The sequence below is a fragment of the Salarchaeum japonicum genome, from assembly GCF_049705945.1.
GTDB lineage: Archaea > Halobacteriota > Halobacteria > Halobacteriales > Halobacteriaceae > Salarchaeum > Salarchaeum japonicum_A.
In genome coordinates this window covers 470,099-496,669 of record NZ_JBNAMV010000004.1, presented here as the reverse complement: position 1 = coordinate 496,669, position 26,571 = coordinate 470,099, and the positions used below count along the sequence as shown (strand labels likewise).

Here is a 26,571-nt window from a genome sequence, read left to right as displayed (position 1 = left end):
TAAGGAGTTAGCGGACGCGGTAGGAGTCGGGGCCGGTGAGAAAGCGCCCCAAATCCGTCTCGCGGCGGTAGTCGTGGTCCAGCACGTCCGCGAGCGCCTCGACGAACGCGGATTCGTCCGCGTCGCTCCACTCACAGGGGTCCTTCGCGGGGATGACGAGGAAGCCCGCGCCGAGCAGTTCCGTGGCGTGCAGGGCGTCCGGGTCGACGGGCGCGTGTTTGGCGTGCTGGGCGGTGTAGTGTTCGAGCACGTAGTCGATGGCGCGCTCCCCCACGGGAATCAGGACGTGCGCGGTGATGGCGCGCAGTTCCGCGTCGAAGAACGGTTCGAGGTCGCGGTACGCCGCCTCGTCCGGCTCGCCGTCCGCGACGGCCATGTGGAGGTAGGAGAGAAAGGTGTCCTTCAGGTCCGGCCGGTCGCCGGGGTTCGAGAGCAGGCCGACGGCGGCGAGCGCGCGCTGCAACCGCAGCCCGCACTCCGTGCCGGTGAACGGCACGCCGGTGTCCGCGCCGCCGTGCACGCCCGGGTGGTCGCCGATGACGTGGAAGTCGGCGTTCGCGTCCCCGTACCCGGGCACCGCCTTCTCGCGTGGCGGGTTCATCCCGAAGGGGTTGCTCGTGCGGTCGGTGACGTTCTCCACAGCCGCCGTAGTCGGTTCGAGAATAAAACGCGCACGCTCCGGCCGGAGACGCTTTCCCGGACGCGTCCGACCCCTCGGTATGACGACTGTCTGGGTGCTCGGCGACCAGCTCACCCGCCGCGGCCCCGTCTCCCGCGCCCTCGACGGGGACGCCGACCGCGTGTTGATGGTCGAATCGCGCGAGTTCGCCGCCCGCCATCCCTACCACGGCCAGAAGCTCGCGCTCGTGTTCTCGGCGATGCGGCACTTCCGCGACCGACTCCGCGAGGACGGCGTGACCGTGCGCTACGAGCGCGCTGACTCGTTCCGGGACGGCCTCGAAGCCTTCTTCGACGACCACCCGGAGGAGTCGCTGGTGGCGATGCGGCCCGCGGGTGGCGGCGCGGACGCGCTCCGCGATTGCGTGACCGAGGCGGGCGGCAGCGTGGAGTTCGTCCAAAACGAGACGTTCCTCTGCTCGCCCGACGCGTTTCAGAAGTGGGACGACGCCGACCTCTCCCACGAGGAGTTCTATCGGTGGATGCGCCGCCGCACGGGCTACCTGATGGACGACGGCGACCCGCTCGGCGGCCAGTGGAACTACGACGAACGGAACCGCGAGACACCGCCCGACGACTACGAGGTCCGCGCGCCTGTCCGATTTCCGCCCGACGACACCACCGAGCGCGTCATCGCGGCGGTCTCCGAGGAGTACGACGCGTGGGGAGACGTCGAGGCCTTCGACTGGCCGGTGACGCGGGAGGACGCCCAGGAGGCGCTGGAGGACTTCTGCGAGAACCGGCTCGCGGAGTTCGGGACGTACCAGGACGCCATCGTCGCGGGCGAGTGGGCGCTCACCCACAGCCTGCTGTCGCCCGCGCTCAACCTCGGCCTCCTGCATCCCCGCGAGGTCGTCGAGCGCGCCATCGACGCCTACGAGACCCGCGAGGACGTTCCGCTGCACTGCCTGGAGGGGTTCGTCCGACAGATTCTGGGCTGGCGGGAGTTCGTGCGCCAGGTCTACCGCCGCGAGGACGGGCTTGCGGACGCGAACCAACTCGACCACGACCGCGACCTCCCCGCGTTCTACTGGACGGGCGACACCGACATGGCGTGTCTCGGCGAGTCCATCGACCACGTCCGCGAGCACGGGTACGCCCACCACATCGAGCGGTTGATGCTTCAGTCGAACTTCGCGCTCACGTTCGGCGTCGACCCCGCGGAACTGAACGCGTGGTTCCACGCGGCGTACGTCGACGCCTACCACTGGGTGACGACGCCGAACGTCGTCGGGATGGGCGTCTACGGTACGGACGCGTTCACGACGAAACCGTACGCGGCGAGCGCGAACTACGTGAACGAAATGAGCGACCACTGCGTGGGCTGTCCGTACGACCCAGACGCGACGACGGGCGCGGACGCGTGTCCGTTCAACGCGCTCTACTGGGACTTCCTCGCGCGCCACGAGGACCGCCTCCGCCACAACTACCGGATGGCCGGCCTCTACCATCACGTCGACAACAAGCGCGGCGAGGAACTCGACGCGATACGGGAGCGCGCCGACGACGTGCGAACGCTCGCCGCAGAGGGCGAACTCTAAGCGGTCGGCGCTCGCGACCATCGGGGCGTTCCGATGGTAAGTAGGTTACGAGAGGTAACTTTTTCCGGACGCGCGGTCTTTTGATTCGTATGACCGACCAACGGGTCCCGGTCGAGTGCGCCGGCAACGACTGGTGTTCCATCACCGCCACCGCCTCCCTCATCGGGAAGAAGTGGCACCCAGTCATCATCCACCGCCTCCTCCGCGCGGACGCCCTCGGATTCAACGAACTCCAGGAGGACGTGGACGGCATCTCCAGCAAGGTGCTCTCCGAGAGCCTCGACGACCTCGAAGAGAAGGGACTCGTCGACCGCGAGGTCGTGCAGGACAAACCCGTGCGCGTCCGGTACTCCCTCACCGAACTCGGCGAATCCCTCGAACCGGTGGTGCAGTCGCTCGCCACGTGGGGCGAACAGTACCTCGAACCGGCGGAAAACTTAGTCTAGAAGGGCTTCGGCTTCCACGGCCTCCTCCTCGGTCTCGTCGTCGCTCTCCGCGAGCGCGAGCCGGTAGAGGTTCTGGCGGGCGTCGGGGATGTAGATGTCTTTCTCCACGAGGTCGTTCTCCTGGAGGCGGTCGAGCGCGTCGCGAACCGTTCGCTGGGAGAGTCGCGACTTCTCGACGATCTCTTTCTGGGTCATGCCGCCGTTGTATTCGAGAACCTTCACGACGAGTTTCGCGCTCGGCGGCAGCTCGGAGAGTACGTCGTCCATCGTGGTCTAGTGAAAGGAGTGCCACCCTCTTAGGCGCTCGGTAACGACCTTGTCAGGGGGTTACTCGGAGGTAACCTACTCCTGGATTTCGCCGTCGTAGCCCGCGTAGTCCACGGCGCGGAGGAGGCGGTCGTGGTCGGCGTCGCCCTCCACGACGGCTTCGTCGTCTTCCTGACTGATTTCGACGGATTCGACGCCGCTCACGTCGGTGAGCGCGTCGCGCACGATTCGTTCGCAGCCGTCACACGTGAGGTCGCTGACTGACACAGTCGTCGACATACGTCGGAGAAGAACCCGGACGCTTTAGGCGTTTGTGGCGTCCGCAAACGACTCGTAGCGTTCGACGAACCGCGCCTCGCAGGACGAACAGCAGAAGTAGTAGGTGTCGCCGTCGATGTCGCGGGACTCGCCCTCCGCGGTGACGGTGTTCCCGCACTCCGCGCAGGAGAGCGCGAGCGACACGTCGCCGACGCCGGACGCGCTCGCGGCGTCGGAGAGCAACGACACGTCCCGCGACCGCACGCCCTCGTCGGGGAGCACGCGGTCGAGGAACCCGCGTACGTCGCCGGGGACGTGAGCGTGCGCGAGCACGCGGTCGCCGGCGGTGACGTACACGCGCTCCACCGCCTCGGCCGCGCGGAGCGCTTCCCGCACGTCGTCGACGGACTCGGGTGCGACCGCGAGTTCGACGAGGACGGGCGTGCCGGCGTCGAGTTTGCTCCGGTCGAGGTCCACCGTGAACCGCCGAATCACGCCGAGGTCGCGCAATCGGTCGATTCTGTCCGAGACCGTCGGCGGCGCGCGGTCCACCGCGTCCGCGATGTCGCTGTACGGCGTGCGCGCGTTCTCGGAGAGGATGTCGAGTATCTCGCGGTCGACGTCGTCGAGCCCCCTCATGGGCGCAGCCACCCAAGTAGGCGGTAGTCGTGGTCGGGGGTGTACGTCCGGAACAATAGGCTGTTCGAGAGGACGGACACCGAGGAGAGCGCCATGGCGCCCGCGGCGAGCACCGGCTGGAGCAGGCCGATGGACGCGAGCGGAATCATCGCGGTGTTGTACCCGAGCGCCCAGAAGAGGTTCTGGCGTATCTTCGCGAGCGTTCCCTCGCTGATGCGCACGGCCCGGACCACGTCGAGCGGGTCGTCCCGCATCAGCGTCACGTCCGCGGCCTCGATGGCCACGTCGGTCCCGGAGCCGATGGCGGTGCCGACCGAGGCGGCGGCGAGCGCGGGCGCGTCGTTCACGCCGTCCCCGACCATCATCGCGTTCCCGGACTGCTGGATGTCCTCGACCGCGCTCGCTTTCTCGTCGGGAAGCACGCCCGCGCGGACGTTCGCGGGGTCGATACCGACATCCTCGGCGACGGCGCGCGCGGTGCGCTCGTTGTCCCCGGTGAGCATCCACACGTCGGTGCCGCGCTCGCGGAGTTCGCTCACCGCGCGTTTCGCGGTGTCCTTCACGGTGTCCGCGTCCGCGACGAGTCCGACGAGGTCGCCCGAGACGGCGACGAGCATCGCCGTCTTTCCCTCGGATTCGAGACGCTCCAACTCGCGGCGGCCGGGGTCGGTGTCGACGCCGTTCTCGTCGAGGAACCCACGATTCCCCACCAAAACCTCGCGGCCGTCCACGGTCGCGCGAACGCCCCGCCCGGGCGCGTTCTCGAAGTCCACGGGGTCGGTGAGTTCGACGCCGCGGTCGCGCGCGCCCTGCACGATGGCGTCGGCGAGCGGGTGTTCGCTCCCGCGTTCGGCGCTCGCCGCCATTCGAAGCACGAACTCCTCGCTCGATTCCGTATCTGCGCCCGTATCGCCCTGCGCGACCGCGCCACCGTCGGCGGCGGTGCGGTCGAGCGCGACCACGTCCGTGAGCGACATCTCCCCCGTGGTGAGCGTCCCGGTCTTGTCGAAGACGACCGTGTCGACGCCCTCGACGCGTTCGAGCACGTCGCCGCCCTTGAACAGGACGCCGTGTTTCGCGCCGATGGTGGTGCCGACCATCGTCGCCGCCGGGGTGGCGAGGCCAAGCGCGCACGGACACGCGATGAGCACCGCGGACGCGAACACGACGACAGCGAACTCGAACACGCCGACCGCGCCGGGGCCGCCGCCGACCAGCCCCCAGACGGGAATCGATTGCACGAGGTCCGCGAGCGCGCCGGGCGCGGCGTACCACACGGTCGCCCAGAACAGCGCGTTCAGGATGACGACGGGGACGAACACGGAACTCACGCGGTCCGCGACGTTCTGAATCTCGGGCTGCCGGCTCTGCGCTTCCTTCACGCGCTCGACGATCTGCTGGATGGCGGTCTCGGAGCCGACCTTCGTCGCCTCGACGTCGAGCACGCCGTTCTCGTTGATGGTGGAGCCGATGACCTCGTCGCCGGGTTCCTTCGACACCGGCACCGATTCGCCGGTGACCATCGACTCGTCCACCGCGGACTCGCCATCCACGACCACGCCGTCGGTCGGCACCTTCTCGCCGGGACGGACTTTGAGCCGGTCGCCGACCTCGATGTCGTCGACCGATATCTCCTCCTCGCTGCCGTCCTCGCGCACTCGCGTCGCGGTGTCGGCTTCCATCTCGAGGAGTTCGCGGAGCGCGCTCGACGCCTGGCCCTTCGAGCGCGCTTCGAGGTAGTTCCCGAGCGTGATGAACACGAGAATCAGCGCGGCCGTGTCGAAGTAGAGGCCGGCGTTCGGGAGAAGGCCGAGCAGTGCGACGACGGAGTAGACGTACGCCGTCGACGACCCGAGCGCGATGAGCACGTCCATGTTCGCCGTCCTGTTCCGAACGACGGCGGTGTACGCGTTCTCGTAGAACTCCCTGCCGAGCACGACCTGCACGGGCGTCGCGAGCGCGAACATCACCCAGCCCAGTCCGACGCCGAACACCGCGTCGGGGAGGAGTTCGGGGAAGAAGAAGTGCTCCACGAGCATCGCGAGCAGGGGCGCGGAGAGCACCGCGCCGAACAGCACGAGGTTACGCTGGCGCTCGATTTCCTCGGTGCGCGCGACCTCCCGCGCGTCCGGTTCGTCGCCCTCGGCTTCCCGAATCGGCTCGTAGCCCGCGTCCGCGATGGCGTCGTAGAGCGCGTCGAGCGAGGTGTCGTTCGGATTGTACTCGATCTGCGCCTCGTCGGTCGCGTAGTTCACGTCCGCCGCGACGACGCCGGGAACCGATTCGAGCGCCTCCCGGTTCGTCTGCGCGCAGTTCGCGCAACTCATCCCCGAAATCCCGATCGTCCGGGTGTCGCTCACCGGCTCGTAGCCGGCGTCCCGGATGGCGTCGTAGACGGCCGCGAGCGACACCGTCTCGGGGTCGTACTCGACGGTCGCCTCGTCCGTGGCGAAATTCGCGCTCGCCTCGGTGACGCCGTCGAGGGATTCGAGCGCGGACGACACGGTTTGCGAGCAGTTCGCACAGCTCATTCCCGTGATGTCCACGTGCGCAGTTCTAGTCATGGGAGAACGTACACGCGCGTCGCTTTAGTGGATTGTCACTGCTCTCCCCGCGTCCACACGCCGCTCAGCCGTGAAATCCAAGGCAAAACCTCGAATCAGGCGGCTGTTCGACGCCCGAAAACAGGACTTCCTGACTAGTGAATCGGACGGAGGTGGCTGAAAACGGCTCCTGAGCCGCTCTCGAACCGCCTTCGTTTCTGAGGTTCGGTCCGGTTTCGGGGGTGTTCTCGGAGGGAAAACGGGGAAAAGTCGGGACGTTCTGTCTCTAGGTATGACGACACTCACCGTCAGCGGCATGACCTGTGGGCACTGCGAGCAGAAGGTCGAGGACGCGCTCTCGGGCGTCGACGGCGTCACGAGCGTACACGTCGACCGCGAACTCGGCACCGCGACCGTCGAGGGCGACGCGAACGCGGACGTTCTCGTGCAGGCGGTCGAGGACGCAGGCTACGACGCGTCCGCCTGACGCCGGATTCTCCCCGTTTTCGACGCCGTGGACGTTACACGTGGGTGGCGGCGAGCGCGACGAGCACCGCGAGCATCGCGAGCGCGTTCAGCGCAACGCTCTGCGAGTGGTACTGGCTGAACGCGTCGTCGCCCGCTGCTTCCATCTTCGGGATGAGGCGGTAGCGGGCGTACGCCGCGGCGACGATGGCGACAGCGGTCGCGCCGTAGGCGACCCAGTAGTAGTCGAGGCCGGCGAGTTCGTCGGTGACGCCGATTCCGCCGAGCGCGACGAACCCGAGGCCGAGACCGACCTGGTAGTACGTCGGGAAGATCTCGTTCACGACGGGGCCGGCGTCGTCCGTGCCGAGGACACTGAACGTGGTCGGTGCGGCGACGAACGAGAAGAACGCCATCGCACCGAGCCACGCGCCGAGCGCGAGGTCAGCGACGAAGGACGCGGCCGCGGCGGCGAGTGACATACGGTCTCCCTCTGTTTCCAGCGGCATTCGTTTTATGCTTCGGCCGCGGGAAGGGAGAGTGAATGGAGAGACAGCAGCGCCGCGCCGTCGGCTACCTCGCGCTCCTCGCGGTCATCATGGCCGGCTACACGCTCGCGTATCAGGTCGGGATGGCGGTGTTCGAGGGCGAGCGCGTCACGCTCGTTCACGCGTTCCACATCGTCGTCGAGACGTTCACCACCACGGGGTACGGCGAGGACGCGGGCCGCTGGGACACTGCGGGCATCCTGCTGTTGATGGACGCGATGCAGCTCACGGGCGTTCTGATGTTGTTCCTCACGCTCCCCCTGTTCGTCGTGCCGTGGGTGGAGCGCCGGCTGGAGGTCGAACCGCCGGAGAGCGTCGACTTCACCGACCACGTGGTCGTCTGCGGGTACACGGACCGCGTGGAAGCGCTCATCGACGAACTCGACGCGCAGACCGTCGACTACGTCGTCGTCGAACCCGACCGGGAGGCCGCACAGGACCTCCACGAGGCCGGCGTCTCGGTCGTCCACGGTGACGCGGAGGACGCCGACGTGCTGGACGCGGTCTCCGTTCGGGACGCCCGCGCGGTCGTGCTGGACGCGTCCGACGAGACGAACGCGACGCTCGCGTTGAGCGTGCGCGAGGTGGACGAGGACGTTCGCGTCGTCGGGTTCGTCGCGGACCCGAGTCGAGCGCACTACGTCCGGTACGCGGGCGCGGACCGCGTGCTCTCCCCGCACGAGATTCTCGGTCGCAGCCTCGCGAACAAGGTGACGAACGCCGTCACCACCGACCTCGGGGAGACCGTTCGACTGGGCGACGACTTCGAGGTCGCGGAGATGCCGATACAGCGCGGGAGCGCGCTCGACGGAAGCACGCTCGCCGAGAGCCACGTCCGCGAGGAGACGGGCGTGAACGTCATCGGCCTGTGGACGGCGGGCGAGTTCGTCGCGGGCCCCGACCCCGGCCGCGAACTCGACCGCAGCACCATCCTCCTCGTCGCGGGCGACGACGATTCGCTCGCCGACCTGAAGGCGCTCACGCTCGCGGAGTCCCGGCCGCACGACCGCGGTCGCGTCGTCGTCGCGGGCTACGGCGACACGGGCACGCGCGTCAGCGAAGTCCTCGACGAGAACGATATCCCGCACACGGTCGTCGACCGCGAGGACATGCCCGGCGTCGACGTAGTCGGAGACGTGTCCGAGGAGGCGACGCTCGACGAGGCGGGGCTGGCGGACGCGAGCGCGCTCCTGCTCGCGCTCGGTGACGACGCCGCGAGCGTGTTCACGACGCTGGTCGCGCGCGAGAACTACCCGGACGTGGAAGTGCTGTGTCGCGCGAACGACGCGCGCGCCGAACCCCGGTTGTACGCCGCTGGCGCGGGCTACGTGCTCGCGCTCGCCACCGTCAGCGGCCGGATGCTCGCGTCCACGCTCCTCGGCGAGGACGTGATGAGTCTCGACAATCAGGTGGACATCGTGCGGACGCGGGCGCCGGCGTTCGTCGGGCAGACGCTCCGGGAGTCCGCTATCCGCGAACGCACCGGCTCTACGGTCATCGCCGTGCAGCGCGACGGGACCGTGAAGTCCGACCTGTCCCCCGACTTCCGCATCGAACAGGGCGACGCGCTCGTCGTCGCGGGCACGGACGACGACATCGCGCGGTTCACCGAGCTCGCGGACGTGCGGCCTGGTACCCCGTGACAGTAGGCCGACGCGTTTTAGTCCCCTGGGTACGTCGTCGAGATAGATGTGTGTGAGTTCGAGACCGAGTGCGGCGCGCGGTAGGCGATAGCGCGTGCCGACGCTCCCGCTCCGTTCGTCGGGCCGCCGGGACCCGGTGCGGGCCCGGCGACTGAGCCGTTCGAATCCCGGCACGGCCCGCCCTATTCGGTGGCGGACGCGGCACTGTCTCACGCCGATATCCCTCACATACTTATGCCTCGTCGGCCTATGTCGGCCTAACCAAGGCGAGGCCTCGCCTTCCCATCCCATCATCCTGTAGAAATGCCATACAAACTAGACGGGGTGTTTCCGCCGGAACTCCTCTCGGAGGTCGAACCCGGGACGAACCTGCTCGTCAGCGGGCCGGCCATGTCCGGGAAGCGCCAGCTACTGCTCCGTCTCCTCGCTCGCGGCGCGGACGACGACGAGGGCGCTATCGTCGTCACGTCCCGGAACCCCGCGGAGGACCTCGCCGAGGACTACAACGACCTCCTCGGCGACCGAACGAGCTTCTTCCGCATCATCGACAGCGTCAGTTCGCGAAGCGGCGGGAGCGAGGGTGAGCGGAGTTTCGTCCGGAACGTCTCCTCGCCCGGCGAACTCACCGGCATCGGTATCGAGTTCTCCGAACTCGCCCGAGAAGCGGAAAACAACGGCGTCGAACGACTCCGCATCGGCTTCGACTCCCTCAGCCCGCTCCTGATGTACGTCGACCTCCAGCGGCTCTTTCGTTTCCTGCACGTGTTCACGAGTCAGATTCAGAGCCGGGACTGGCTCGGGCTGTTCGCCATCGACCCGGAGAGCCACGACGAGCAGGTCGTGAACACGCTCAGCCAGCTGTTCGACGGGATGATTCAGATACGCGTCACCGACGACGGCATCCGCGAGGCCCGAGTTCGGGGCGTCACCGACTCCCCGACGGACTGGGTGGCGCTCGACTAGTACAGTCCGTCGAGCACGCTCACGATTTCTTCTCGGTCCTCGGCGTACGCGAGGTGCGTGTCGCAGTCACAGTCGGACGCGCCGAGCCCCGGAACCGGTGAGAGCGCGTCTGTGAGCCGGCGCGCTATCTCGCACTCGCGGTCCTCGTTCTCCGCGGTGTACGCGTCGACGAGCCGCGTCTCCGGGTGACAGAGGAGGTAATCGACGTGCCAGTGCCGGATATCGCGCTCTTCGGCGGCGAGTTCGCGGTGGCGGTCGACGCGTGAGAGGCCGCCCGCGCCGAACGCGCTTCCGGTGTACGCGTAGTAGCCGGCGTCAAGGTCGCGGTCGCCCGCGGCGCCGAACCGGACGGTGTCGGCCGCGTCGAGTGCCAGGAGGAGCGTGTACGTTCCCGGTTGCACGCGCCGCGATTCGGTCCGTGGGTACTCGACGGTTCCGAACCGACACGCCCTTTCGCGTACTCGTGTTTTTCGTGGGTATGGAAGCCTATCTGAAGTGGGCGGTCGTCGCCCTGCTCGGGTACACGATGGTCGCGCCCCTGATGAAGGTCGCGACGGTCGACATCCCCTCGACCGTCGCGGCGCTCCTCGCGAACGCCGTGCTGGTCGTTGGGTCGCTCGCGGTCGTCCTCTACGTCGACATTCCCGTCACGCCCTACCTCACGCATCCCCGCGCGGTGTACGTGTACGCCGCCGGTATCTGTCTCACGGTCGGCATTCTCTCGTACTATCAGGCGCTCGCGACCGGGCCGGTGAGCGTCGTCGTGCCCGTATTCGGGATGTTCATCGTCACGAGTTCCATCGTTTCCGCGGTCTGGCTCGGGGACGACCTCACGCTCCGCAAGGTCGCGGGAATCGGGTTCGCCGCGATCGCCGTCTACCTCACCGCGGGCCCCGGCCAGTAGTCAGTCCATGCCGCCCGCGACGTATCGGGCGAGCGCGAAGCACGCGACTGCGGCGGCCGCGAACCCGACGATGGTCGGGTACGTGAGGGGCGTGGTGCTGCCGACGGCGAGTTTCGCGACGACGTTCTGCGGGCTCTCCGGCAGGAGCGACGCGAGCGCGAACACGCCGATAGCGCCGAAGGAGTAGACGAGCTGGGTCTCCCGGCGCTCTCCGAGTCGGAGCGCGAGCGCCGCGCCCCCGCCCACCAGGACGGCGGCCAGCGCGGTGGTGAGGACGAGAATGCCGAGCGGGTGGTCGACGCGGATGCCGTTCAGGCCGAGGAACGCGAGCCAGAGAGCGGCCTGCGCCGGCGCGAGCGCGATCATCGCGAGGCTCTTCCCGTCCACGATTTCGGGGACGGAGAGCGGGGTCACGCGGAGGAGTTCGAACGTGCCGCGTTCGAGTTCTTCGCTGAGGGTGTCGGCGACGACGCTCCCGCTGATGAACGCCGGGAGGAACATCAGGAGCGGGAGGAGGATGGTGTACGTGAACCCGTAGTAGGTCGAGCCGGCGGATTCCGGCGGGAGCGCGAGCGGCTCCCGGGTGAGGTGGCTGCTGAGGTCGTCGCGGAGGTGGCGTTCGTACTCCGAGAGCACGTCCTTCAGTTGCACGACGACGAGCGTCGTTCGGAAGCTTCCCTCTGGGGCGTACGCGGACACCTCGACGTGGCCGTCCGGGTACTTGTTCGCGAGGAGGAGCGCGTCCACGTCGCCGGTGGTGAACGCGGCGAGGCCCTCGCTCTCGTTCTCGTAGAGGACCGGGTTCCGGCGGTCGTTCGCGACGACGGGCGCGAGGTCGTCGCTCGCGTTCCCCGCGACTCCGACGTTGACGACGTAGTCGCCCTGGCTCGCGCTCGGACTGTAGAGGCTCACGAGGCCGACGACGAGGAACGAGGAGAACGCGGCGATGAACAGCTGGATTATCAGGGCGAGCACGATGGTCTTCTCGGAGCGGAGGCTCGCGAGTTCGCGCCGTCCGACGACGAGGCGGTCACGCAACGGCGTTCACCACCGTGAGGTTGTACGCCAGGTGAATCAGGACGGCCACGCCGAACCCGGCGAGGTACTTCCGTCGACCGCCGAGCGCGCCGAGCGCGCTCACCGACGCGGTGACGGTGTGGAGGACGAGCGGCGCGAACAGCGACACGACGAGTACGAGCGGACTCGCGCCGAGCGTCGGGCCGAACGCGGCCTGTCCGAGTTCGAGGCCGGGGAGGCCGACGAGTTGGGTGATGAGCGTGAGTTTCTCCCCGAGGAAGAACCCCGTTCCGGAGGCGACGCCGAGCGCGAGCGCGGTGCGGCGGTCGCTGGGGAACCGCGAGCGCAGGAGGCCCGCCCGGACGTGCAGGCTCTTCGCGGCCTCCTCCACGACCGCGATGGCGGCGAAGAGGACGGGGAGCGCGAGGGACGCCGGGAGGACGAACAGGCTCGCGACCGCGAACAGTTCCGCGATGAACGCGAACGGGATGAACAGCGCCGTCCACACGCCCACGCGCCAGATTGAATGGAGGGGCGCGGCGAGCGCGTCCATCGCCTTCGCGGGCACCGGCCGCTGGGTGAACATGTCTTCCTCGCGGTAGACGCCGGTGCCGAGCGCGAAGCAGACGACCGCGGCGAGCGAGACGGGGAGCGTGCCGAACAGGAACTCCCCGAGGCCGACGGGCGCGCCCTGTAAGTCCTGCACGACGAGCGAGAGCGGACTGATGGCGGCGATGGGGTGGACTTCGGTGAAGACCGCGGGGACGAACGCGTACGCCATCAGGGGGACGCTGACGAACACGGTGACGAACGTGAGTTCCTTGTAGGAGCGCGCGAGCATCGCGCCGACGAACGTCGCCGCGAGGAACAGCGCGGCGAGCGGGAGGACGGCGAGCACGCTCACGAGACCGCCGCCGACGGCGAACGCGATGACGGCCGTGATTGCGGCCGCGACGCCGAGGTAGGGCAGGGTCTTCCCGAGCACGATGTCGCCCCTGCTCGCGGGCGACACCAGCAGCGGTTCGCCGCGGCGGTTGATGCGCTCGTTGATGACGCTCGACCCGTACGCCTGGATGAGGACGTTCAGCGGCAGGAGGAACGCGAACGCGAGCACGAGCGACCGCAGCGGGAACGGCGGACTGAGCGAACTCGGCGTCCCAGTCTGCGTCCCGCCGAACGCGCCGCCCGGCACCGCGGGCACGCCACCGCCGCCGCTTCCAGTACCGCCGCCGGGTGCGGTCGTCGTTCCGCCGTCGGGCGCGGTCGTCGTCCCGCCGCCGTCACCGCCGGCACCGGTGCCGCTGCCCCCGCTTCCAGTCCCACCGCCGGGTGCGCCAGCGCCGTCAGTGGGCGCGCCGGTCGCGTCCTGTTCGAGGTACTGGAGGGTAACGGAGACGGGGAACGCGGCGGCCCGGTCGGATTCGAGGCTCATCAGGTAGTCGTTGTAGGCGACGACGGCCGCCCGGAGTTCGGAGAGCGCTGCCTGCGCCTTCGCGGAGTCGCCGACGTAGAACTGGCTGCCGCGAATACTGAGTTCGGCGTCGCCCGCGGCCACGTCACCGGGGTCGGCGTCGACGGCGCGGAGCTGGTCGTTCCGCTCGACGACGGCGTGGTAGCGGCTGTCCTCGTCCACGCCGACGCGGTAGATGCCCTCGCCGGGACTCGGCTGGACGGCGACGAGGACGGGCGCGAGCACCGCGAGCGCGAGCACGACGCCGACGAGGAGGAGGGCCGTTCGGCGGTCGACGTTCCCGGTGCTCCTCGTCGCCTCCCAGCGCGCGATGCGGAGGACGCGGCGCGGATTCACGCCCGGCCCTCCCGGGTCACGTCCAGGAACACGTCCTCGAGCGTCGATTCGCGGGTGCGGATGTCGAGCACCTTGCCGCCGGCAGATTCGGCCTCGCTGCGCACGCGCTCCACGCCGTCCATCCCGTCCACCGTGACCTCGTATCGCTCGCCCGATTGGGTGGCGTCCGGGACGGGGACGGACGTGTAGACGTGGTACTCGATGCGGCCGTACTCGTCGCGAATCTCCGCGAGCGTCCCCTCCGCGGCGATGCGGCCGTCGTTCATGATTGCGACGCGGTCGCAGACGGACTCGACGTGGTAGAGGTCGTGCGCGCTGAACAGCACGGTCTTCCCGCGGTCTGCGAGTTCGCGCGTGAACTCGACGACTTCGTTCGTCGTCAGCGGGTCGAGGCCGGACGCGGGTTCGTCGTAGATGAGCACGTCCGGATCGTTCACGAGCGAGCGCGCGATGGCGACCTTCCGCTTCATTCCCTTCGAGAAGTCGCCGACGGGGCGGTCGCGGGCGTCGAGGTCGAGTCGGTCGAGCGCGCGTTCGATGCGGTCGTTCGCGGTGTCGCGGTCCACGTCGTAGAGGTCGGCGAAGAAGCGGAGGTAGCCCCGCGGCGTCATGTCCTCGTAGAGCGGGGATTCCTCGGGGAGGAAGCCGAGCGACCGGCGCATCTCGGGGTCCTGGGCGTCGTAGCCGTTCACGGTCGCGGACCCCGCGGTCGGGTCGACGAGGCCGGCGAGCATCTTCAGCGTCGACGTCTTCCCCGCGCCGTTCGGGCCAACCAGGCCGAACACCTCGCCCTCGCGGATGTCGAGGTCGACGCCGCGGACGGCGCTCACGTCACCGTACTGTTTCGCCAGGCCGTCCACGGATATCATATCTGAACACGAGCGCGTCGGGCATATCGTAGTTACGGCAGTCGCGAAAACCGCTACGGTGCGGTTAGAAGAGGGAGGCGCCGACGGCGTACGTCCAGTCTTGGCCGCCGATGGCGAGGAACGCGAGCGCGCCGCCCGTGATGACCATGTTCTTGAGGAACTGCGTCATCTCGTCCTGCTGCTGGTCGTCGGGGACGCTCCAGAACGCGTGCATCGTGAACGCGGAGACGAAGTTGAACACGGCGAGCGTGCCCGCGCTGAGCACGGGGTACGCGCCGGCCGCGATGCCGAGGCCGCCGAGGAGGAGCATCACGCCGGACGCGACGGTCATGAAGCCGGGCGCGGGCAGGCCCTTGAACTCCGCGTAGCCCGTCATCTGTTCGAGGTTGAGGAAGTGGTTCAGGCCCATGAACGCGAGCGTCAGGCCGAACAGCAGGCGGCCGAGCAGGAGGAAGAGTCCGGCGTCGCCGTCTACTGCCATGCGGTACGCACCTCTGTCGTGTCGAGTGACATACTCCACGGTACTCGCCTCACGGACTTATGCGTAAGCGAACCCTCGGGTAACGGGGTGACACGCGTGTTAGTTGGTCAGGCGAGGCTGGTCAGGCGAGGCGGGTCGCGTCCGCGCGGACCGCGTCGAACCGTTCGACCGCCCAGTCGATAGCGTCGGGGTCGTCGTTCCGGAGGACGCCGGCGATGGGGCCGGTGCCGAACACGACGAGCACCACGTCCCGGTCATCGAGCGACGCGAGGACGAGGCCGTAGGGGAGGTCGGTCTCGGTGAGCGAGAGCGCGGCGTCGTCGGCCCGGGCGAACGTCTCCACGGTGTCCTGGTAGTTCGCGACGAGTTCGTTGAGGACGGCTTGGGTGACGACCACGTCCGCGCGGAGCGAGCCGTCGGCGACGCGGTCCCGGTAGAGTTCGACTTGGTTCGAGATGACGAGCGGCGCGAACACCCGCACCTCGCTCGCCTCTCGGAGCACGTCCGCGACCGCCTCCATCGGCTTCTGCGGGGTGTGTTCGGCTTCCACGACGGTCGCGTTCTCGAACAGCCGAACGTCGAGCGCGCCGCCGTCGTCCACCGCGGCCAGCACGTCGTTCGTGTCGCCGACGGCGGCGACGCGGTCACGGAACGTCGTGTAGGCGTCGAGCGCGAGGCGACCCGTCGTGGTGAGCTCGACTTCGCCGTGCGTCCGTTCGACGAGGTCGGCGTCGGCGAGCTGGCGGACCGCGCGGTCGACGGTCGAGCGGGAGGCGTCGTGGGCGTCGACCAGCGCGCGCTTCTCGGTCACGCCGTCCGCGATGCTCTCGAGGTATCCGCCACGCTGCGCGAGTAGGCCCACCAGCTCCGACGAGTCCTCTGTCATCCTCGACACCACGTATGTGTCAAGGTCAACACTCTTTTAATATAAAGGTGGTGCGTAGGGCCGGGAAATGTGCACCTCGTGAGTGAACGCGCAACGCATGGCTTAATGCCGCACGCCGTCCCTCGTACTGGTGCTGGTGTGTATACACCGGCTGTGCCTCTGAGAGCGCCCCGGCCGCCCGAGCAGCGGCCGGCCGGCGTTCACGCGACCCGTCGCGGTTATGTTGTCACGCGCGCTCCCTCTTCGTATGAGCGACACGTTCGAGTACGGTGGCGGCACGGTCGCCCCCGGCGAAACACTCCACACTCGATACGCCATCAGCGAGACGTTCCTCGGTGAATCCATCCGCGTCCCGCTCACCGTCATCAACGGCGAGCGCGACGGCCCCACGGTGTTCCTCTCCGCGGCCGTGCACGGCGACGAACTGAACGGCGTGAAGGTCGTTCACGACGTCGTCCAGCGCTACGACCCGACCGACATCGCCGGCACGCTCGTCTGCGCGCACGTCGTGAACGTTCCCGGGTACCTCGCCCAGCAGCGCTACCTCCCGCTCTACGACCAAGACCTCAACCGCGCGTTCCCGGGGAAGGAACGCAGCACGCCCGCCCAGCGCATCGCGAACGAACTCTTCACGGGCCTGTTCTCCCGCTGCGACTACGGCATCGACTTCCACACCTCGACGCGCGGCCGGACGACGATGTTCCACACGCGCGCCCAGCTCGCGGACGACGGTGCCGCACGGCTCGCGGACGCGTTCGGCGCGAACGTCGTCATGGCCGGTATCGGCGAGGAGGACAACTCCATCCGCACCGCCTGCACGGCGCGCGGCGTCCCGACCATCACGGTCGAGATGGGGGAAGCCCACCGCTTCCAGCAGTCGTACGTGGAGCGCGCGTTCGCCGGGACGGAGAGCGTGCTCACCGAACTCGGGATGGTCGCGGGCGAGCGCGTCACGCCCGACTGGCGGCGGGTCGTGGACACGAAGGCGGAGAAGACGTGGCTGCGCGCGGACCAGGGCGGCCTCGTCGAGATGCACGCGACCCGCCGCAGCGTCCTCGACGCCGGAGACGCGGTCTGCACCGTCCACAACCACTTCGGCACGGAGTCCTCGGACGTGGTCGCACCCTACCGCGGGCTGGTGGTCGGCCTGCTCCGGAACCCGGTCGCGCAGCCCGGACATCCGGTCTGTCACTTCGTGAGCCTGGACGAGGAGACGGCGGACGCGGTTCGCGCCACCAGCCCCCCGGTCACACCGGACGCGTGAGTTCGGGCGCGTCGTTCCCCGGGTCGTTCACCGCGGTCGACACCCGGTGCGCGCGGAAGGACGCGGAGTCCGCGAGCACGTCGTCCAACGGGTCGTCGCCGGCCAGCCACGTATCGTAGTCGTCGGGCGCGACCACCACGGACTCGCGGTGGTGGTACTCGGCGACCGTCCCCGTCGCCTCCCGGGTCAGCACGGCGAACGTCTCCACCGGCTCGGGGTCGCTCGGGCCGCCCTCACCGAACGCGTCGAGGCCGGGCTGCGTCGTCTCCGGCACGCGCTCGGTCCAGATGCCCGCCATCGCGAACGGCTCGCCGCTCTCGCGCTCGAAGTAGTACGGTCGGTTCTCGCCGCCTTCCTCGCGCCACTCGTAGAACCCGCTCGCGGGAACGAGACACCGTCGTTCGCGGTAGGCGTCGTCGAAACTCGCCGTGTCCCGCACGGTCTCCGCGCGAGCGTTGATGTTCGGCGTGTAGTCGTCGTCCGCCCACGACGGCACGAACCCCCAGTCGGGCGTCGCCGCCTCACGCGCGCCCCCGCTATCTGCGGTTCGAACCACCGGGAGAGACTGGCTCGGCGCGGCGTTGTACGTCTCGTAGCCGTCCGGCGGCTCGACGCCGAACTCGCGCTCGAACTGCTCGGGGTCGAAGAAGACCGCGTACCGCCCACACATCAGACCATGCCCTGCATCTCCGTCGCCGCCCGGACCGCCGACGGAATCGCGTCCTCGTCCGGTCCGAGGCCGACGAACACGCCGTAGTCGTCGGTCCACGCCAGGACGTTGATACCGCCCTCGAACACCCGCACCGTCGCCTCCAGTCCGCCCAGCGGCTCGAATAGGTCTTCCTTGTGGTCCATTCCCATCGCCTCGAACACCGCGTCCTCGAAGATTTCCTGCTGGGTTTCGTCCGAATAGAGCTCCCAGATGTCCTCCCGCATGTAGATCACGTCGAAGTCTCGCTCCCGAAGGTCGGCGATGACGACTCCGCGAAGCGTCTCTCCCACCTGCTCTCGTAACTCCCCGGCGCGCGCCTCCAACTCCGTCATAGCCCCTTGTAGGACGACATACCACTTAGGCGTCCTGTTCGTTCGCACGAACCTACTTGTGTCTCGCCGACACCACTCCGGTATGGGTGACGATGCCATGCGTCGGTTCCCGGTGCCCGACCGGGCCGACCTCCCCGACGACGTTCGCGAGCGAATCGACGCCGAAACCGAGGAAGCCGGGTTCACGCCGAACGTCTTCCCCGCGTTCGCGTACAAGCCCGCGCACTTCCGCCCGTTCTTCGACTACCACGACGCGCTCGTCGAGGACTCCACGCTCGAACGCGGCGAAATCGAGATGCTCGTCGTCACGGTGAGCGGCGTGAACGACTGCCTCTACTGCGTCGTCGCGCACGGCGCGCTCTGCCGCATCTACAACAAAGCCCCGAAACTCGCGGACCAACTCGCCACCAACCACCGCCTCGCCGACCTCGGGGACGCCCACCGCGAGATGCTCGACTTCGCCGTGAAACTCACCGAATCCCCGGGCGAAATCACGGACGAGGACGTGCAGGCGCTCCGCGACGCCGGATTCAGTCAGGAGGAAGTCTGGGACATCACGAGCGTCGTCTCCGTGTTCAACCTCAGCAACCGAATGGCCACCGTCGCCGACATGCGGCCGAACGACGAGTTCTACGACCTCGGGCGATAGCAGACGCTTTACTCCTCGCGTCCCTCTCCCTACGCGTGCAAGTCGTGGGGTATCGGGCGGCCGTTCGGGAGGACGGGCCGGCGCTGGTGGTCGCCGAGGACGGCGCAGTGTCGCGGGTGTCGCTCGCGCCCGGGGAGCGACTGGACTACGGACTCGGGGAGCGACACTGCGCGGGCGCGGTGGACGGCGACACCCATCACGCCTGCAGCGACGGGAGCGCGCCGTACTGTCCGGTGCACAGTTCGACGTGGGTGTGCGCGCGCTGCACGGGCGACTGCCTGAAGGAGGAGATGGACTGCTACGAAGACCACGCGATATACCTCGCGGCGTTCGCGCCCGCGACGTTCAAGGTCGGCGTCACCCGGGAGTGGCGACTCGACACCCGGCTCCGGGAGCAGGGCGCACAGCGCGCGGCACACCTCCGGACCGTGGCGAACGGACGGCTCGCGCGCGAAATCGAGTCGGACATCGCGACGGAGATTCCGGACCGAGTGCGTGTCCCGGCGAAACTCGACGGCCTCCACGAGACCGTGGACGCGGACGCGTGGGACGCGCTGCTCGCCGACTTCGACCCTATCGAGGAGTTCGCGTTCGACTACGGGTTCGACCTCGCGACCCGACCCGTCGCAACCACCGCCGCGCGCGGCACCGTCGTCGGGACGCAGGGCCGCGTGCTCGTGCTCGAACGCGACGGCACGACGTACGGCGTCGACCTCCGCGACCTCGTCGGTCACGAACTCGACCCCGAACTGGAGAGCGCGGCCCGTCAGGCCAGCCTCACGAGCTACCGATAGCGCGCGACTCGACGACTCGCGTTCACCGAAAAGGAGCGTCCGCGGTTATTCTCGGGTGGCGGTCACATCTCGCGGAACATCGCGCGGAAACTGTTCTCGTCGAACGCCTGCATCGTGTCGTCGAGCTGGTCTTCGAGTTCTTCGATGCGGTCTTCGAGTTCGTTGTACGCGGGGTTCTCGGAGAGGTCGTCGCCGGGGACGGCGCGTTCGAGGCTGCTGCGTTTCTCCACGAGCACGTACAGTTCTTCGAGGGCGTCGTCGTACTGGTCGAGTGAGAGCAAGCGCTCGGCGGCGTCGAGCACGTCGTCGCGGTCGACGGGTTTCGTGAGGTAGGCGTCGAACCCCATGCGGATGATGTCCACGTCGGGCGCGACGGCGGTGAGCATCGCGACCCGGCAGTCGTAGCCCGCCTCGCGGATGCGTTCGAGGACTTCCCGGCCGAGTAGGTCGGGCATTCGGCGGTCGAGGAACACGAGGTCGACGCGTTCGTCGATGCGTTCGAGGGCTTCGTGGCCGTCGTTCGCCACCCGAACGCCGTACTCGCCGGAGAGCCATGCCTCGTAGAGCCGCGTCATGTCCGGCTCGTCGTCCACGACGAGCACGACGGGCGAGCCCTCATCGGTCATACGGGTAGCGTTTCGCGGGCGCACGGTTAACTGTGTTGACGTAACCCGTGTTGTCCGGGAAAGCGTTATCACTCACGGCGTGGAACGTCCCGCCGTGCGTCCTACGACCGGCCGTGGCGGGCTCTTGCTCCTTGCGACGCTTCTCTTCGCTGCCGCGGTCGCAACGGCTTGGCTCGTCGTCGACGCGACCCTGTCGACAGCGGAGACGCCGGTCGAGAGCGTTATCGTCGGCGTGAAAATCGCGGTGCTGGTCGTTCCCGCGCTCGCGCTCCTCGTTCTCTCCCGTCGCGTTGACGCCGCGGCCGCCGGTTCCGGACTGGAGTGGGGGGTCCTCGTCGGCGTCTCCGTTGCGGGCACCGCCGCGGTCACGAACACGCACGTCGGAGAGCCTTCGCACTCCGCCGTGTCGTTCGCTGTGTCCGTGCTCACCGCGATGAACGTCGGATGTCTCCTCGGCGTGCTCATCGGCACGCACGCCGCCAACGCAGCCGAGAACGCTCGAATCGCGAACGAGCGACGCGACGACTTCGTCTTCCTGAACCGACTGCTCCGCCACCACCTCCTGAACGCGGTCACCATCATCCGCGGTCGAGCGGGACTCGTGGAGGACGACGTGGACGACGAGGCCGCCGCGCACGTGCGCGCCATCCGCGAGCGAAGCGACCACGTCGCGTCCCTCGTCGAGACGGTGCAGACCATCGCGAACGCGCTCTCCGAGAACACGGAAACGCGGAGCGTCGACGTCGGCCCGCTCGTCCGCGACATCGCCGGCGCGTACCGGAACGCCACCCCCGATACGACAATCGAGGTCGAGATTCCAGCGAACACGTACGTCGCGTCGAACGGGGCGCTCCGCGTGGTCTTCGACCACCTCGTCGAGAACGCGATAGAACACAACGACGCCGACGAACCGTTCGTCCGCATCACCGCCACCCAACGCGACGACACGGTCGAGGTACGCGTCGTGGACAACGGCTCCGGGTTCCCGGAGCACGTCCGCAAAACCGCGTTCGAACCCGGGGACGCCGGGGATAGCGCGCTCGGCCTCTACGCGGTCGGCGTCATCGTTTCGGACTGCGGGGGACACGTCGACATCGCGGAGACCGCCGGCCGGACCGAGGTCGTGGTCACTCTCCCTCGGGCGGCGCCGCCGACGTGACGCCGCGGAACTCGAAACGCGCGCCGTCCGACTCGCTCTCGGTCAGGTCGACCCGCCAGCCGTGCGCCTCGGCGATGCTCTCGACGATGCTCAGCCCGAACCCCGTCCCGGTGTCGCTCGTCGAGTAGCCGTGGTCGAACACGCGGCCGCGCTTCGACGCCGGAACGCCGGGGCCGTCGTCCGCCACGAAGAACCCCGACCCGTCCGGGAGCGCGCCGACCGTGACGGTCACGTCCTCGCCGGCGTGCGCTCGCGCGTTCTCGAAGAGGTTCCCGAGCAGTTCCACGAGGCGCTCGCGGTCCGCGGACACGGCGAACGACTCGTCAGGCGTGACGAGTGTCCCGGACTTCTCGGGCTGAACCGTCCACGCGTCCCGCGCGGCGTCCGCGAGCACGACGTTGGTCTGGTCGCCCGCGAGCGTGCCCTGCCGGGCGAGCGTGAGCACGTCCTCGATGAGGGAGTCCATGCGTTCGAGGGACTCCGCGACGCGTTCGAGCGGGTCGTCCTCGCCGGTCTCACGGGCGAGTTCGAGGAAGCCGCTCGCGGTGTTCAGGGGGTTGCGGAGGTCGTGTGCGACGATGCTCGCGAACTCGTCGAGGCGCTCGCGTTCGGCCGCGACCTCCTGCTCGTTTGCGACCCGGTCGAGGACGGTCGTGGTGTTCTCGGCGAGTACGCGGCCTGCGGTCACGTCCACATCGTCGAACGAGTTCGGGTCCGGACTCGAGAAGATGAGCACGCCGAAATCGCCGAGCGGGAGGATGAGTTCGCTCCCGAGCGGCGTGTCGGGGTTCGCGCGGCCGTCGGCCGTATCGAGGTTGTTGTAGACGCCGGGTTCGCCGGACGTGAACGCGTCGTACGCGAGGCTCTCGCCCTCCTTGAGCGGCGGGTGGTTGCCGACAATGCCCTGCCCGCGGTCAGTGACGACGGCGGGGCGGAGACATCGGTCGTCGGGGTCGTGGCGGAGGACGCCCGCGAACGGCATGTCGAGCGTCTCCACGGCCGCCTCGACCGAGCGTTCGAGTACTTCGCGTTCCGTGCTCGCTTTCGCCATCTCCCGGGTCGCGTCGTGGAGCGCGGAGAACGCGCGCTCGCGCTCCCGGAGTTCCTGCTGGCGTTCGATGCGCTCCACCGCGACGTGCGCGTGAGAGACGAGGATTTCCGCGAGTTCGGCGTCCGATTCGTCGAACGCGCCCGGTTCGGCGGCGACCACCTGGAACGCGCCCCAGTCGCCCATCGGCACGGAGAGCGCGGACTCGTAGGGGCCCTGCGGGTCGGCGTCGTCGCTCTCCGAGACGTTGTTCGTGACGATGGTTTCGCCCGCCTGATACGCCGTCCCGAGCAACCCCGCGTCAGACGGCATGTGCGTCAGATTGTCCTCGGGGAGCTCCTCCGAGGCGTACTCGACCACGAAGCGGCCGTCACGGACGCTGTCGATGACCGAGAGGTCGAAGTCGAGGATGTCCGCGGCCGCCTGCACGGCGCGCTCGCAGACGTCCGCGACGGTCGTCGCGTCCTCCAGTTCCACCGCGACCTCGTGGATGGCGGCGATCTTCTCCCGGCTCTCGGCGAGTTCGCGCCGGGTCTCGTAGGACTCGTCGGGCAGGAGAATGGTTCGCGCCGCCGGCTCCCCGTCGAGCGTCGCGGGCGCGCTCGCGACGAGCACCCGGACGGGGTTGTCGTCGAAGTCTTGGAACGTGAGCGCGGTCGTCGGCGCGGACACGCGGTCGTCGAGCACGCGCTGGAGTCGGTCGCGCGCCCGGTCGCGGTCGGACGGATGGACGGGCGTCGTCGCGGAGTTCCCCTCTATCTCGGCGGGGTCGTCGTACCCGAACAGGCGCGCGGTCGCGGCGTTCGCGCGCTGAACGACGCCGTCCGTGTCCGTGACGACGATAGAAACGGGGGCTTCCTCGATGAACTGGACGTAGTCGGCGTTCGCGTCGTCCGCGTCCGGAAGGGCGGCGTCGAGCGCGTCCGCCCAGTTCCAGCCGTCGCCGGCGTACACGGGCGTCGCGTTCGCGTCCGTCACTTCGCCGGGCGATGGGGTTCCGTCCGTGAGAACGAACGATTCGATGGGGTGTGCGGCCGCGACGACGCGCTCCCAGTCGTCGGCGTCCGCGTGACAGACGACCGCGCGCACGTCCGCCCCGAGGGCGTCCCGCGCGGCGTCCGCGTCGCTCACGACGGTCGCATCGTAGGACGTGAGTGCGTCTGCGAGCGCGTTCCGGCGGTCCGGCGGCGCGAACGCGACCACGCGTGGGAGCGCCATGCGTTACGAATCCAACATGCCGTTTCGCGGTATAAGCGTTCGGGCTCTCAGTCTCGCGGACCGTCCAGCCACTCGTCGGCCCAGGCCGAGATTTCGTCGAAGACGGGACAGAGCGATGCGCCCTTCTCCGTGAGCGAGTAGTACGTCGCGACCGGCGCGTCCTCCTCCAGGCGTCGGTCCACGAACCCGTGTTCCTGGAGGTCGTCGAGCACGCGGGAGAGCGTGCGCGAACTCGCGTCCGTCGACCGCTTGAGCTCGTTGAACCGCTTCTCGCCGTCGAGGAGGTCGTGGAGGACGACGAGCCGCCACTGACTCCCTATCTGTTCGATCGAGTCCACGACGGAACACGGTCCCTCGGCCGCCACCTGCGTCTGTTCGGATGACATGACTGTTATGTGGTAACCTCTACGTCCGGAAGCGCATAAATAGGTTCGCCAACGAATCAGGTATCACGACGAAACTATGAGCCGACAGAGCGAACTCCCCCACGACCCTCGAACCGACCGATGAGCACCAGCGACCCACACGGCGACCAGCAGGTCGTCACGGCGGGCACCGACCTGAGCGACGCTGACGCGGCAGTCGTGCTGTCGCACGGCCGCGGCGCGACCGCGCAGAGCGTCCTCTCGTTCGCAAACGAACTCCCCACGGACGGCATCGCGTACCTCGCGCCGCAGGCCGCGCGCAACACGTGGTACCCGCAGGCGTTCACGGCGCCTGAGGAGCGAAACGAGCCGTGGCTCTCCTCCGCGCTCGCGAAACTCGACAGCGTCATAGAGCGCGTCGCGGACGCCGGTATCGACCGCGAACGCGTCCTCATCGGTGGGTTCAGTCAGGGCGCGTGTCTCTCCTCCGAGTACGTCGCGCGGAACCCGACGCGGTACGGCGGCCTCGCCGTGCTCTCCGGCGGCCTCATCGGGGACACCGTGAGCGAGGACGACTATCCCGGGAGCCTCGACGGGACGCCGGCCTTCCTCGGGTGTAGCGACCGCGATCCTCACATCGACGCGGAGCGAGTTCGGGAAACCGACCGCATCCTCACGGCGATGGACGCCGAGGTCGACATGCGCCTCTACGAGGGGATGGGGCACACGGTCATTCCCGACGAACTGGACGCGGTTCGGTCGCTCGTCGAATCCCTGTAATCGTCAAGAACTGGACCGCGCGCGAACACCAGATTAGAAAATTCCAAACTTCCAAATAAGTAATTTTCTCACGGGCGACCTCCGTCCTCCTGAACGACTACCGTATCCTTAATACACATTTAATGTCTACCGCATCCACGCCTTCTTGCGGTTTCTGATTCTCGCCGGCAGTTGGCGCGGGCAAGAATCTGTTTGAGGGACAGCCTTATGTATCGGTCCGCGTGTGGCGTGTATTACCATGTCCAACGACACTGGTGCGTCCTCTGACACCCGTCAGGGGGGTCGAGTTCTTCCAGGGCACATTGAGTGACCAGTCCGAGATCTCGGACGCACGCATCTTCGATACGACGCTGCGAGACGGCGAACAGTCACCGCGGACTTCGTTCGACTACGACGACAAGCGCGAGATAGCGGCGCTGCTGGACGCGATGGGAACCCACGTCATCGAGGCGGGGTTCCCGGCGAACTCCGACGCGGAGTTCGAGGCCGTGCGGGACATCGCGGCGAACACCGACGCCACCGTCTGCGGGCTGGCGCGGGTCGTGGACTCCGACGTGGAGGCCGCGCTCAACGCCGGCGTCGGACTGGTGCACGTGTTCGCGTCCACCAGCGACGTCCAAATCGAGGACTCCATGCACTCGACACGCGAGGAAGTCCTCGAACGCTCAGTCGAGGCGGTCGAACGCGTCCGCGACGCCGGTGCGGACGTGATGTTCTCGCCGATGGACGCCACCCGCACCGACCGGGACTACCTCGTCGAGGTCGTCGAAGCAGTCGACGCCGCCGGCGTGGATTGGATCAACGTCCCCGACACGTGCGGGGTGGCGACGCCGCGGCGGTTCGCGGACGTCGTCGCTACGGTCGTCGAACACACGGACGCCGGCGTCGACGTGCACACGCACGACGACTTCGGGATGGCGACCGCGAACGCGCTCTCCGGGTTCGAAGCGGGCGCGACGCAGGCGCAGGTGTCCGTGAACGGCATCGGCGAACGCGCCGGGAACGCCGCCTACGAGGAGGTCGTGATGGCCCTCGAAGGCGCGTACGGCGTCGACACGGGAATCGACACGACGTACATCCGCGAGCTCGCGGACGTGGTCGCGGAGAAGAGCGACATCCCGATTCCCGCGAACAAGCCCGTGGTGGGCGCGAACGCGTTCAGCCACGAGTCCGGCATCCACGCCGCGGGCGTCATCGAGAACCCCGCGACGTTCGAGACCGGCGTGATGGACCCGAGCGACGTGGGCGGCGAGCGCCAACTCGTGCTCGGCAAACACACGGGCACGCACTCCGTTCGCGAACGCCTCCACGAGTCCGGGTACGCGCCGAGCGACGACCAAGTCGTCGCCGTGACGAAGCGACTGAAGGAGTACGCGGCCGAACACGGTCGCGTCACCGCGTCCGACCTCGAACGGTTCGCGGACGAGGTGGGGATTCCGGCGGAGCGCGAGCCCACGGAGGTCGACGCATGAGCCGACTGCGTGAACGCAACGGTTATACCGGCCGAATGCGTCAGGGTGTATCGTATGACACGGTCGCGCGCTCCCCGCGGTTCGCCGTTCGGGAGCGTCGCGGCCGTCGCGTCGATTCGCGTACGGGCCGCGATGGCCCACTAGCTCGTTTTTCATCCACGACGTATCGCCCGCGAATCCCGACCAGTCAGCGACCG

Annotated in this window: 29 protein-coding genes; 12 read left to right on the top strand and 17 right to left on the bottom strand. The window is 68.3% G+C overall.

Annotation, left to right across the window (positions count from 1 at the left end; all coding sequences use genetic code 11):
* Window positions 1-7: 7 nt before the first annotated feature.
* On the bottom strand, window positions 8-640 hold the full coding sequence (locus ACOZ4O_RS04285) for a uracil-DNA glycosylase family protein (RefSeq protein ID WP_424524075.1): 633 nt from the start codon (window positions 638-640) through the stop codon (window positions 8-10).
* Window positions 641-719: 79 nt separating this feature from the next.
* Here ACOZ4O_RS04285 and ACOZ4O_RS04280 point away from each other — a divergent pair, with 79 nt between their 5' ends.
* Window positions 720-2,219: a cryptochrome/photolyase family protein gene (locus ACOZ4O_RS04280; RefSeq protein ID WP_424524074.1), complete on the top strand. Its 1,500-nt coding sequence runs from the start codon at window positions 720-722 to the stop codon at window positions 2,217-2,219.
* Between the two features lie 89 nt (window positions 2,220-2,308).
* A complete protein-coding gene (locus ACOZ4O_RS04275; RefSeq protein ID WP_424524073.1) occupies window positions 2,309-2,665 on the top strand; it encodes a winged helix-turn-helix transcriptional regulator in 357 nt (118 codons plus the stop codon).
* Here the strand turns inward: ACOZ4O_RS04275 and ACOZ4O_RS04270 are convergent.
* The 4 genes from ACOZ4O_RS04270 to ACOZ4O_RS04255 all read right to left on the bottom strand — a co-directional run bounded on the left by ACOZ4O_RS04270 (window position 2,657) and on the right by ACOZ4O_RS04255 (window position 6,393).
* On the bottom strand, window positions 2,657-2,932 hold the full coding sequence (locus ACOZ4O_RS04270) for a helix-turn-helix transcriptional regulator (protein ID WP_424524072.1): 276 nt from the start codon (window positions 2,930-2,932) through the stop codon (window positions 2,657-2,659). The genes ACOZ4O_RS04275 and ACOZ4O_RS04270 overlap by 9 nt on opposite strands.
* Before the next feature lie 75 nt (window positions 2,933-3,007).
* On the bottom strand, window positions 3,008-3,211 hold the full coding sequence (locus ACOZ4O_RS04265) for a heavy-metal-associated domain-containing protein (RefSeq protein ID WP_424524071.1): 204 nt from the start codon (window positions 3,209-3,211) through the stop codon (window positions 3,008-3,010).
* 24 nt (window positions 3,212-3,235) lie between these two features.
* Complete coding sequence (locus ACOZ4O_RS04260) at window positions 3,236-3,829, bottom strand: winged helix-turn-helix transcriptional regulator (RefSeq protein ID WP_424524070.1); 594 nt, start codon at window positions 3,827-3,829, stop codon at window positions 3,236-3,238.
* Window positions 3,826-6,393 (bottom strand): heavy metal translocating P-type ATPase, encoded by a 2,568-nt coding sequence (locus ACOZ4O_RS04255; RefSeq protein ID WP_424524069.1) that lies wholly within the window; start codon window positions 6,391-6,393, stop codon window positions 3,826-3,828. The genes ACOZ4O_RS04260 and ACOZ4O_RS04255 overlap by 4 nt, the downstream gene beginning before the upstream one ends.
* 271 nt (window positions 6,394-6,664) lie before the next feature.
* Between ACOZ4O_RS04255 and ACOZ4O_RS04250 the strand changes: the two genes are divergently transcribed.
* Window positions 6,665-6,859, top strand: coding sequence for a CopZ family metallochaperone (locus ACOZ4O_RS04250; protein ID WP_424524068.1), 195 nt, complete (start codon window positions 6,665-6,667; stop codon window positions 6,857-6,859).
* A 34-nt stretch (window positions 6,860-6,893) separates the two neighbouring features.
* On the opposite strand, the gene ACOZ4O_RS04245 is transcribed toward ACOZ4O_RS04250, so the two are convergent.
* Window positions 6,894-7,319, bottom strand: coding sequence for a DUF4149 domain-containing protein (locus tag ACOZ4O_RS04245; RefSeq protein ID WP_424524067.1), 426 nt, complete (start codon window positions 7,317-7,319; stop codon window positions 6,894-6,896).
* Between the two features lie 62 nt (window positions 7,320-7,381).
* Between ACOZ4O_RS04245 and ACOZ4O_RS04240 the strand changes: the two genes are divergently transcribed.
* Both ACOZ4O_RS04240 and ACOZ4O_RS04235 read left to right on the top strand, forming a co-directional pair.
* Window positions 7,382-9,028: a potassium channel family protein gene (locus tag ACOZ4O_RS04240; protein ID WP_424524066.1), complete on the top strand. Its 1,647-nt coding sequence runs from the start codon at window positions 7,382-7,384 to the stop codon at window positions 9,026-9,028.
* A gap of 303 nt (window positions 9,029-9,331) precedes the next feature.
* On the top strand, window positions 9,332-9,991 hold the full coding sequence (locus ACOZ4O_RS04235) for an RAD55 family ATPase (protein ID WP_424524065.1): 660 nt from the start codon (window positions 9,332-9,334) through the stop codon (window positions 9,989-9,991).
* Here the strand turns inward: ACOZ4O_RS04235 and ACOZ4O_RS04230 are convergent.
* Entirely contained in the window at window positions 9,988-10,392 is a 405-nt protein-coding gene (locus tag ACOZ4O_RS04230; RefSeq protein WP_424524064.1) for a GIY-YIG nuclease family protein, read from the bottom strand. The genes ACOZ4O_RS04235 and ACOZ4O_RS04230 overlap by 4 nt on opposite strands.
* 77 nt (window positions 10,393-10,469) lie before the next feature.
* Between ACOZ4O_RS04230 and ACOZ4O_RS04225 the strand changes: the two genes are divergently transcribed.
* Window positions 10,470-10,895: an EamA family transporter gene (locus tag ACOZ4O_RS04225; RefSeq protein ID WP_424524063.1), complete on the top strand. Its 426-nt coding sequence runs from the start codon at window positions 10,470-10,472 to the stop codon at window positions 10,893-10,895.
* Here ACOZ4O_RS04225 and ACOZ4O_RS04220 read toward each other — a convergent pair whose 3' ends face one another.
* From ACOZ4O_RS04220 to ACOZ4O_RS04200, 5 genes are all read right to left on the bottom strand, one after another.
* Entirely contained in the window at window positions 10,896-11,933 is a 1,038-nt protein-coding gene (locus ACOZ4O_RS04220) for an ABC transporter permease (RefSeq protein WP_424524062.1), read from the bottom strand.
* Complete coding sequence (locus ACOZ4O_RS04215; protein ID WP_424524061.1) at window positions 11,926-13,719, bottom strand: PrsW family intramembrane metalloprotease; 1,794 nt, start codon at window positions 13,717-13,719, stop codon at window positions 11,926-11,928. Before ACOZ4O_RS04215 ends, ACOZ4O_RS04220 begins: the two co-directional genes overlap by 8 nt.
* Window positions 13,716-14,588 (bottom strand): ATP-binding cassette domain-containing protein, encoded by an 873-nt coding sequence (locus ACOZ4O_RS04210; protein WP_424524060.1) that lies wholly within the window; start codon window positions 14,586-14,588, stop codon window positions 13,716-13,718. Before ACOZ4O_RS04210 ends, ACOZ4O_RS04215 begins: the two co-directional genes overlap by 4 nt.
* Before the next feature lie 64 nt (window positions 14,589-14,652).
* Window positions 14,653-15,069 (bottom strand): DoxX family membrane protein, encoded by a 417-nt coding sequence (locus tag ACOZ4O_RS04205; protein ID WP_424524059.1) that lies wholly within the window; start codon window positions 15,067-15,069, stop codon window positions 14,653-14,655.
* Window positions 15,070-15,190: 121 nt separating this feature from the next.
* Window positions 15,191-15,955, bottom strand: a complete 765-nt coding sequence (locus ACOZ4O_RS04200; RefSeq protein WP_424524058.1) for a helix-turn-helix transcriptional regulator — start codon at window positions 15,953-15,955, stop codon at window positions 15,191-15,193.
* Between the two features lie 247 nt (window positions 15,956-16,202).
* Here ACOZ4O_RS04200 and ACOZ4O_RS04195 point away from each other — a divergent pair, with 247 nt between their 5' ends.
* Window positions 16,203-17,219, top strand: a complete 1,017-nt coding sequence (locus tag ACOZ4O_RS04195) for a succinylglutamate desuccinylase/aspartoacylase family protein (protein WP_424524057.1) — start codon at window positions 16,203-16,205, stop codon at window positions 17,217-17,219.
* Here ACOZ4O_RS04195 and ACOZ4O_RS04190 read toward each other — a convergent pair.
* Both ACOZ4O_RS04190 and ACOZ4O_RS04185 read right to left on the bottom strand, forming a co-directional pair.
* On the bottom strand, window positions 17,203-17,889 hold the full coding sequence (locus ACOZ4O_RS04190; RefSeq protein ID WP_424524056.1) for an SOS response-associated peptidase: 687 nt from the start codon (window positions 17,887-17,889) through the stop codon (window positions 17,203-17,205). The genes ACOZ4O_RS04195 and ACOZ4O_RS04190 overlap by 17 nt on opposite strands.
* Window positions 17,889-18,263, bottom strand: coding sequence for a hypothetical protein (locus tag ACOZ4O_RS04185; protein WP_424524055.1), 375 nt, complete (start codon window positions 18,261-18,263; stop codon window positions 17,889-17,891). Before ACOZ4O_RS04185 ends, ACOZ4O_RS04190 begins: the two co-directional genes overlap by 1 nt.
* 82 nt (window positions 18,264-18,345) lie before the next feature.
* On the opposite strand from ACOZ4O_RS04185, the gene ACOZ4O_RS04180 reads away from it, so the two are divergent.
* Window positions 18,346-18,912 carry a peroxidase-related enzyme gene (locus ACOZ4O_RS04180; protein WP_424524054.1) on the top strand — a complete coding sequence of 189 codons (567 nt, stop codon included), beginning with the start codon at window positions 18,346-18,348 and terminating at the stop codon, window positions 18,910-18,912.
* Window positions 18,913-18,947: 35 nt separating this feature from the next.
* Window positions 18,948-19,706 (top strand): DUF2797 domain-containing protein, encoded by a 759-nt coding sequence (locus ACOZ4O_RS04175; protein ID WP_424524053.1) that lies wholly within the window; start codon window positions 18,948-18,950, stop codon window positions 19,704-19,706.
* A 62-nt stretch (window positions 19,707-19,768) separates the two neighbouring features.
* Here ACOZ4O_RS04175 and ACOZ4O_RS04170 read toward each other — a convergent pair whose 3' ends face one another.
* Window positions 19,769-20,332 carry a response regulator gene (locus tag ACOZ4O_RS04170; protein ID WP_424524052.1) on the bottom strand — a complete coding sequence of 188 codons (564 nt, stop codon included), beginning with the start codon at window positions 20,330-20,332 and terminating at the stop codon, window positions 19,769-19,771.
* Between the two features lie 94 nt (window positions 20,333-20,426).
* Between ACOZ4O_RS04170 and ACOZ4O_RS04165 the strand changes: the two genes are divergently transcribed.
* Window positions 20,427-21,491: a sensor histidine kinase gene (locus ACOZ4O_RS04165; RefSeq protein WP_424524051.1), complete on the top strand. Its 1,065-nt coding sequence runs from the start codon at window positions 20,427-20,429 to the stop codon at window positions 21,489-21,491.
* Here the strand turns inward: ACOZ4O_RS04165 and ACOZ4O_RS04160 are convergent.
* Together ACOZ4O_RS04160 and ACOZ4O_RS04155 are read right to left on the bottom strand one after the other, a co-directional pair.
* On the bottom strand, window positions 21,460-23,757 hold the full coding sequence (locus tag ACOZ4O_RS04160; protein WP_424524050.1) for a GAF domain-containing protein: 2,298 nt from the start codon (window positions 23,755-23,757) through the stop codon (window positions 21,460-21,462). The two genes, ACOZ4O_RS04165 and ACOZ4O_RS04160, sit on opposite strands and share 32 nt — an antisense overlap.
* Window positions 23,758-23,804: 47 nt before the next feature.
* Window positions 23,805-24,143, bottom strand: a complete 339-nt coding sequence (locus ACOZ4O_RS04155) for a winged helix-turn-helix transcriptional regulator (protein ID WP_424524049.1) — start codon at window positions 24,141-24,143, stop codon at window positions 23,805-23,807.
* A 120-nt stretch (window positions 24,144-24,263) separates the two neighbouring features.
* Between ACOZ4O_RS04155 and ACOZ4O_RS04150 the strand changes: the two genes are divergently transcribed.
* Both ACOZ4O_RS04150 and ACOZ4O_RS04145 read left to right on the top strand, forming a co-directional pair.
* The gene (locus ACOZ4O_RS04150; protein ID WP_424524048.1) at window positions 24,264-24,902 is read left to right on the top strand and encodes an alpha/beta hydrolase; all 639 of its coding nucleotides are present in this window, start codon (window positions 24,264-24,266) and stop codon (window positions 24,900-24,902) included.
* Window positions 24,903-25,123: 221 nt separating this feature from the next.
* On the top strand, window positions 25,124-26,374 hold the full coding sequence (locus ACOZ4O_RS04145; protein ID WP_424524047.1) for a LeuA family protein: 1,251 nt from the start codon (window positions 25,124-25,126) through the stop codon (window positions 26,372-26,374).
* The last annotated feature ends 197 nt before the right edge of the window (window positions 26,375-26,571 follow it).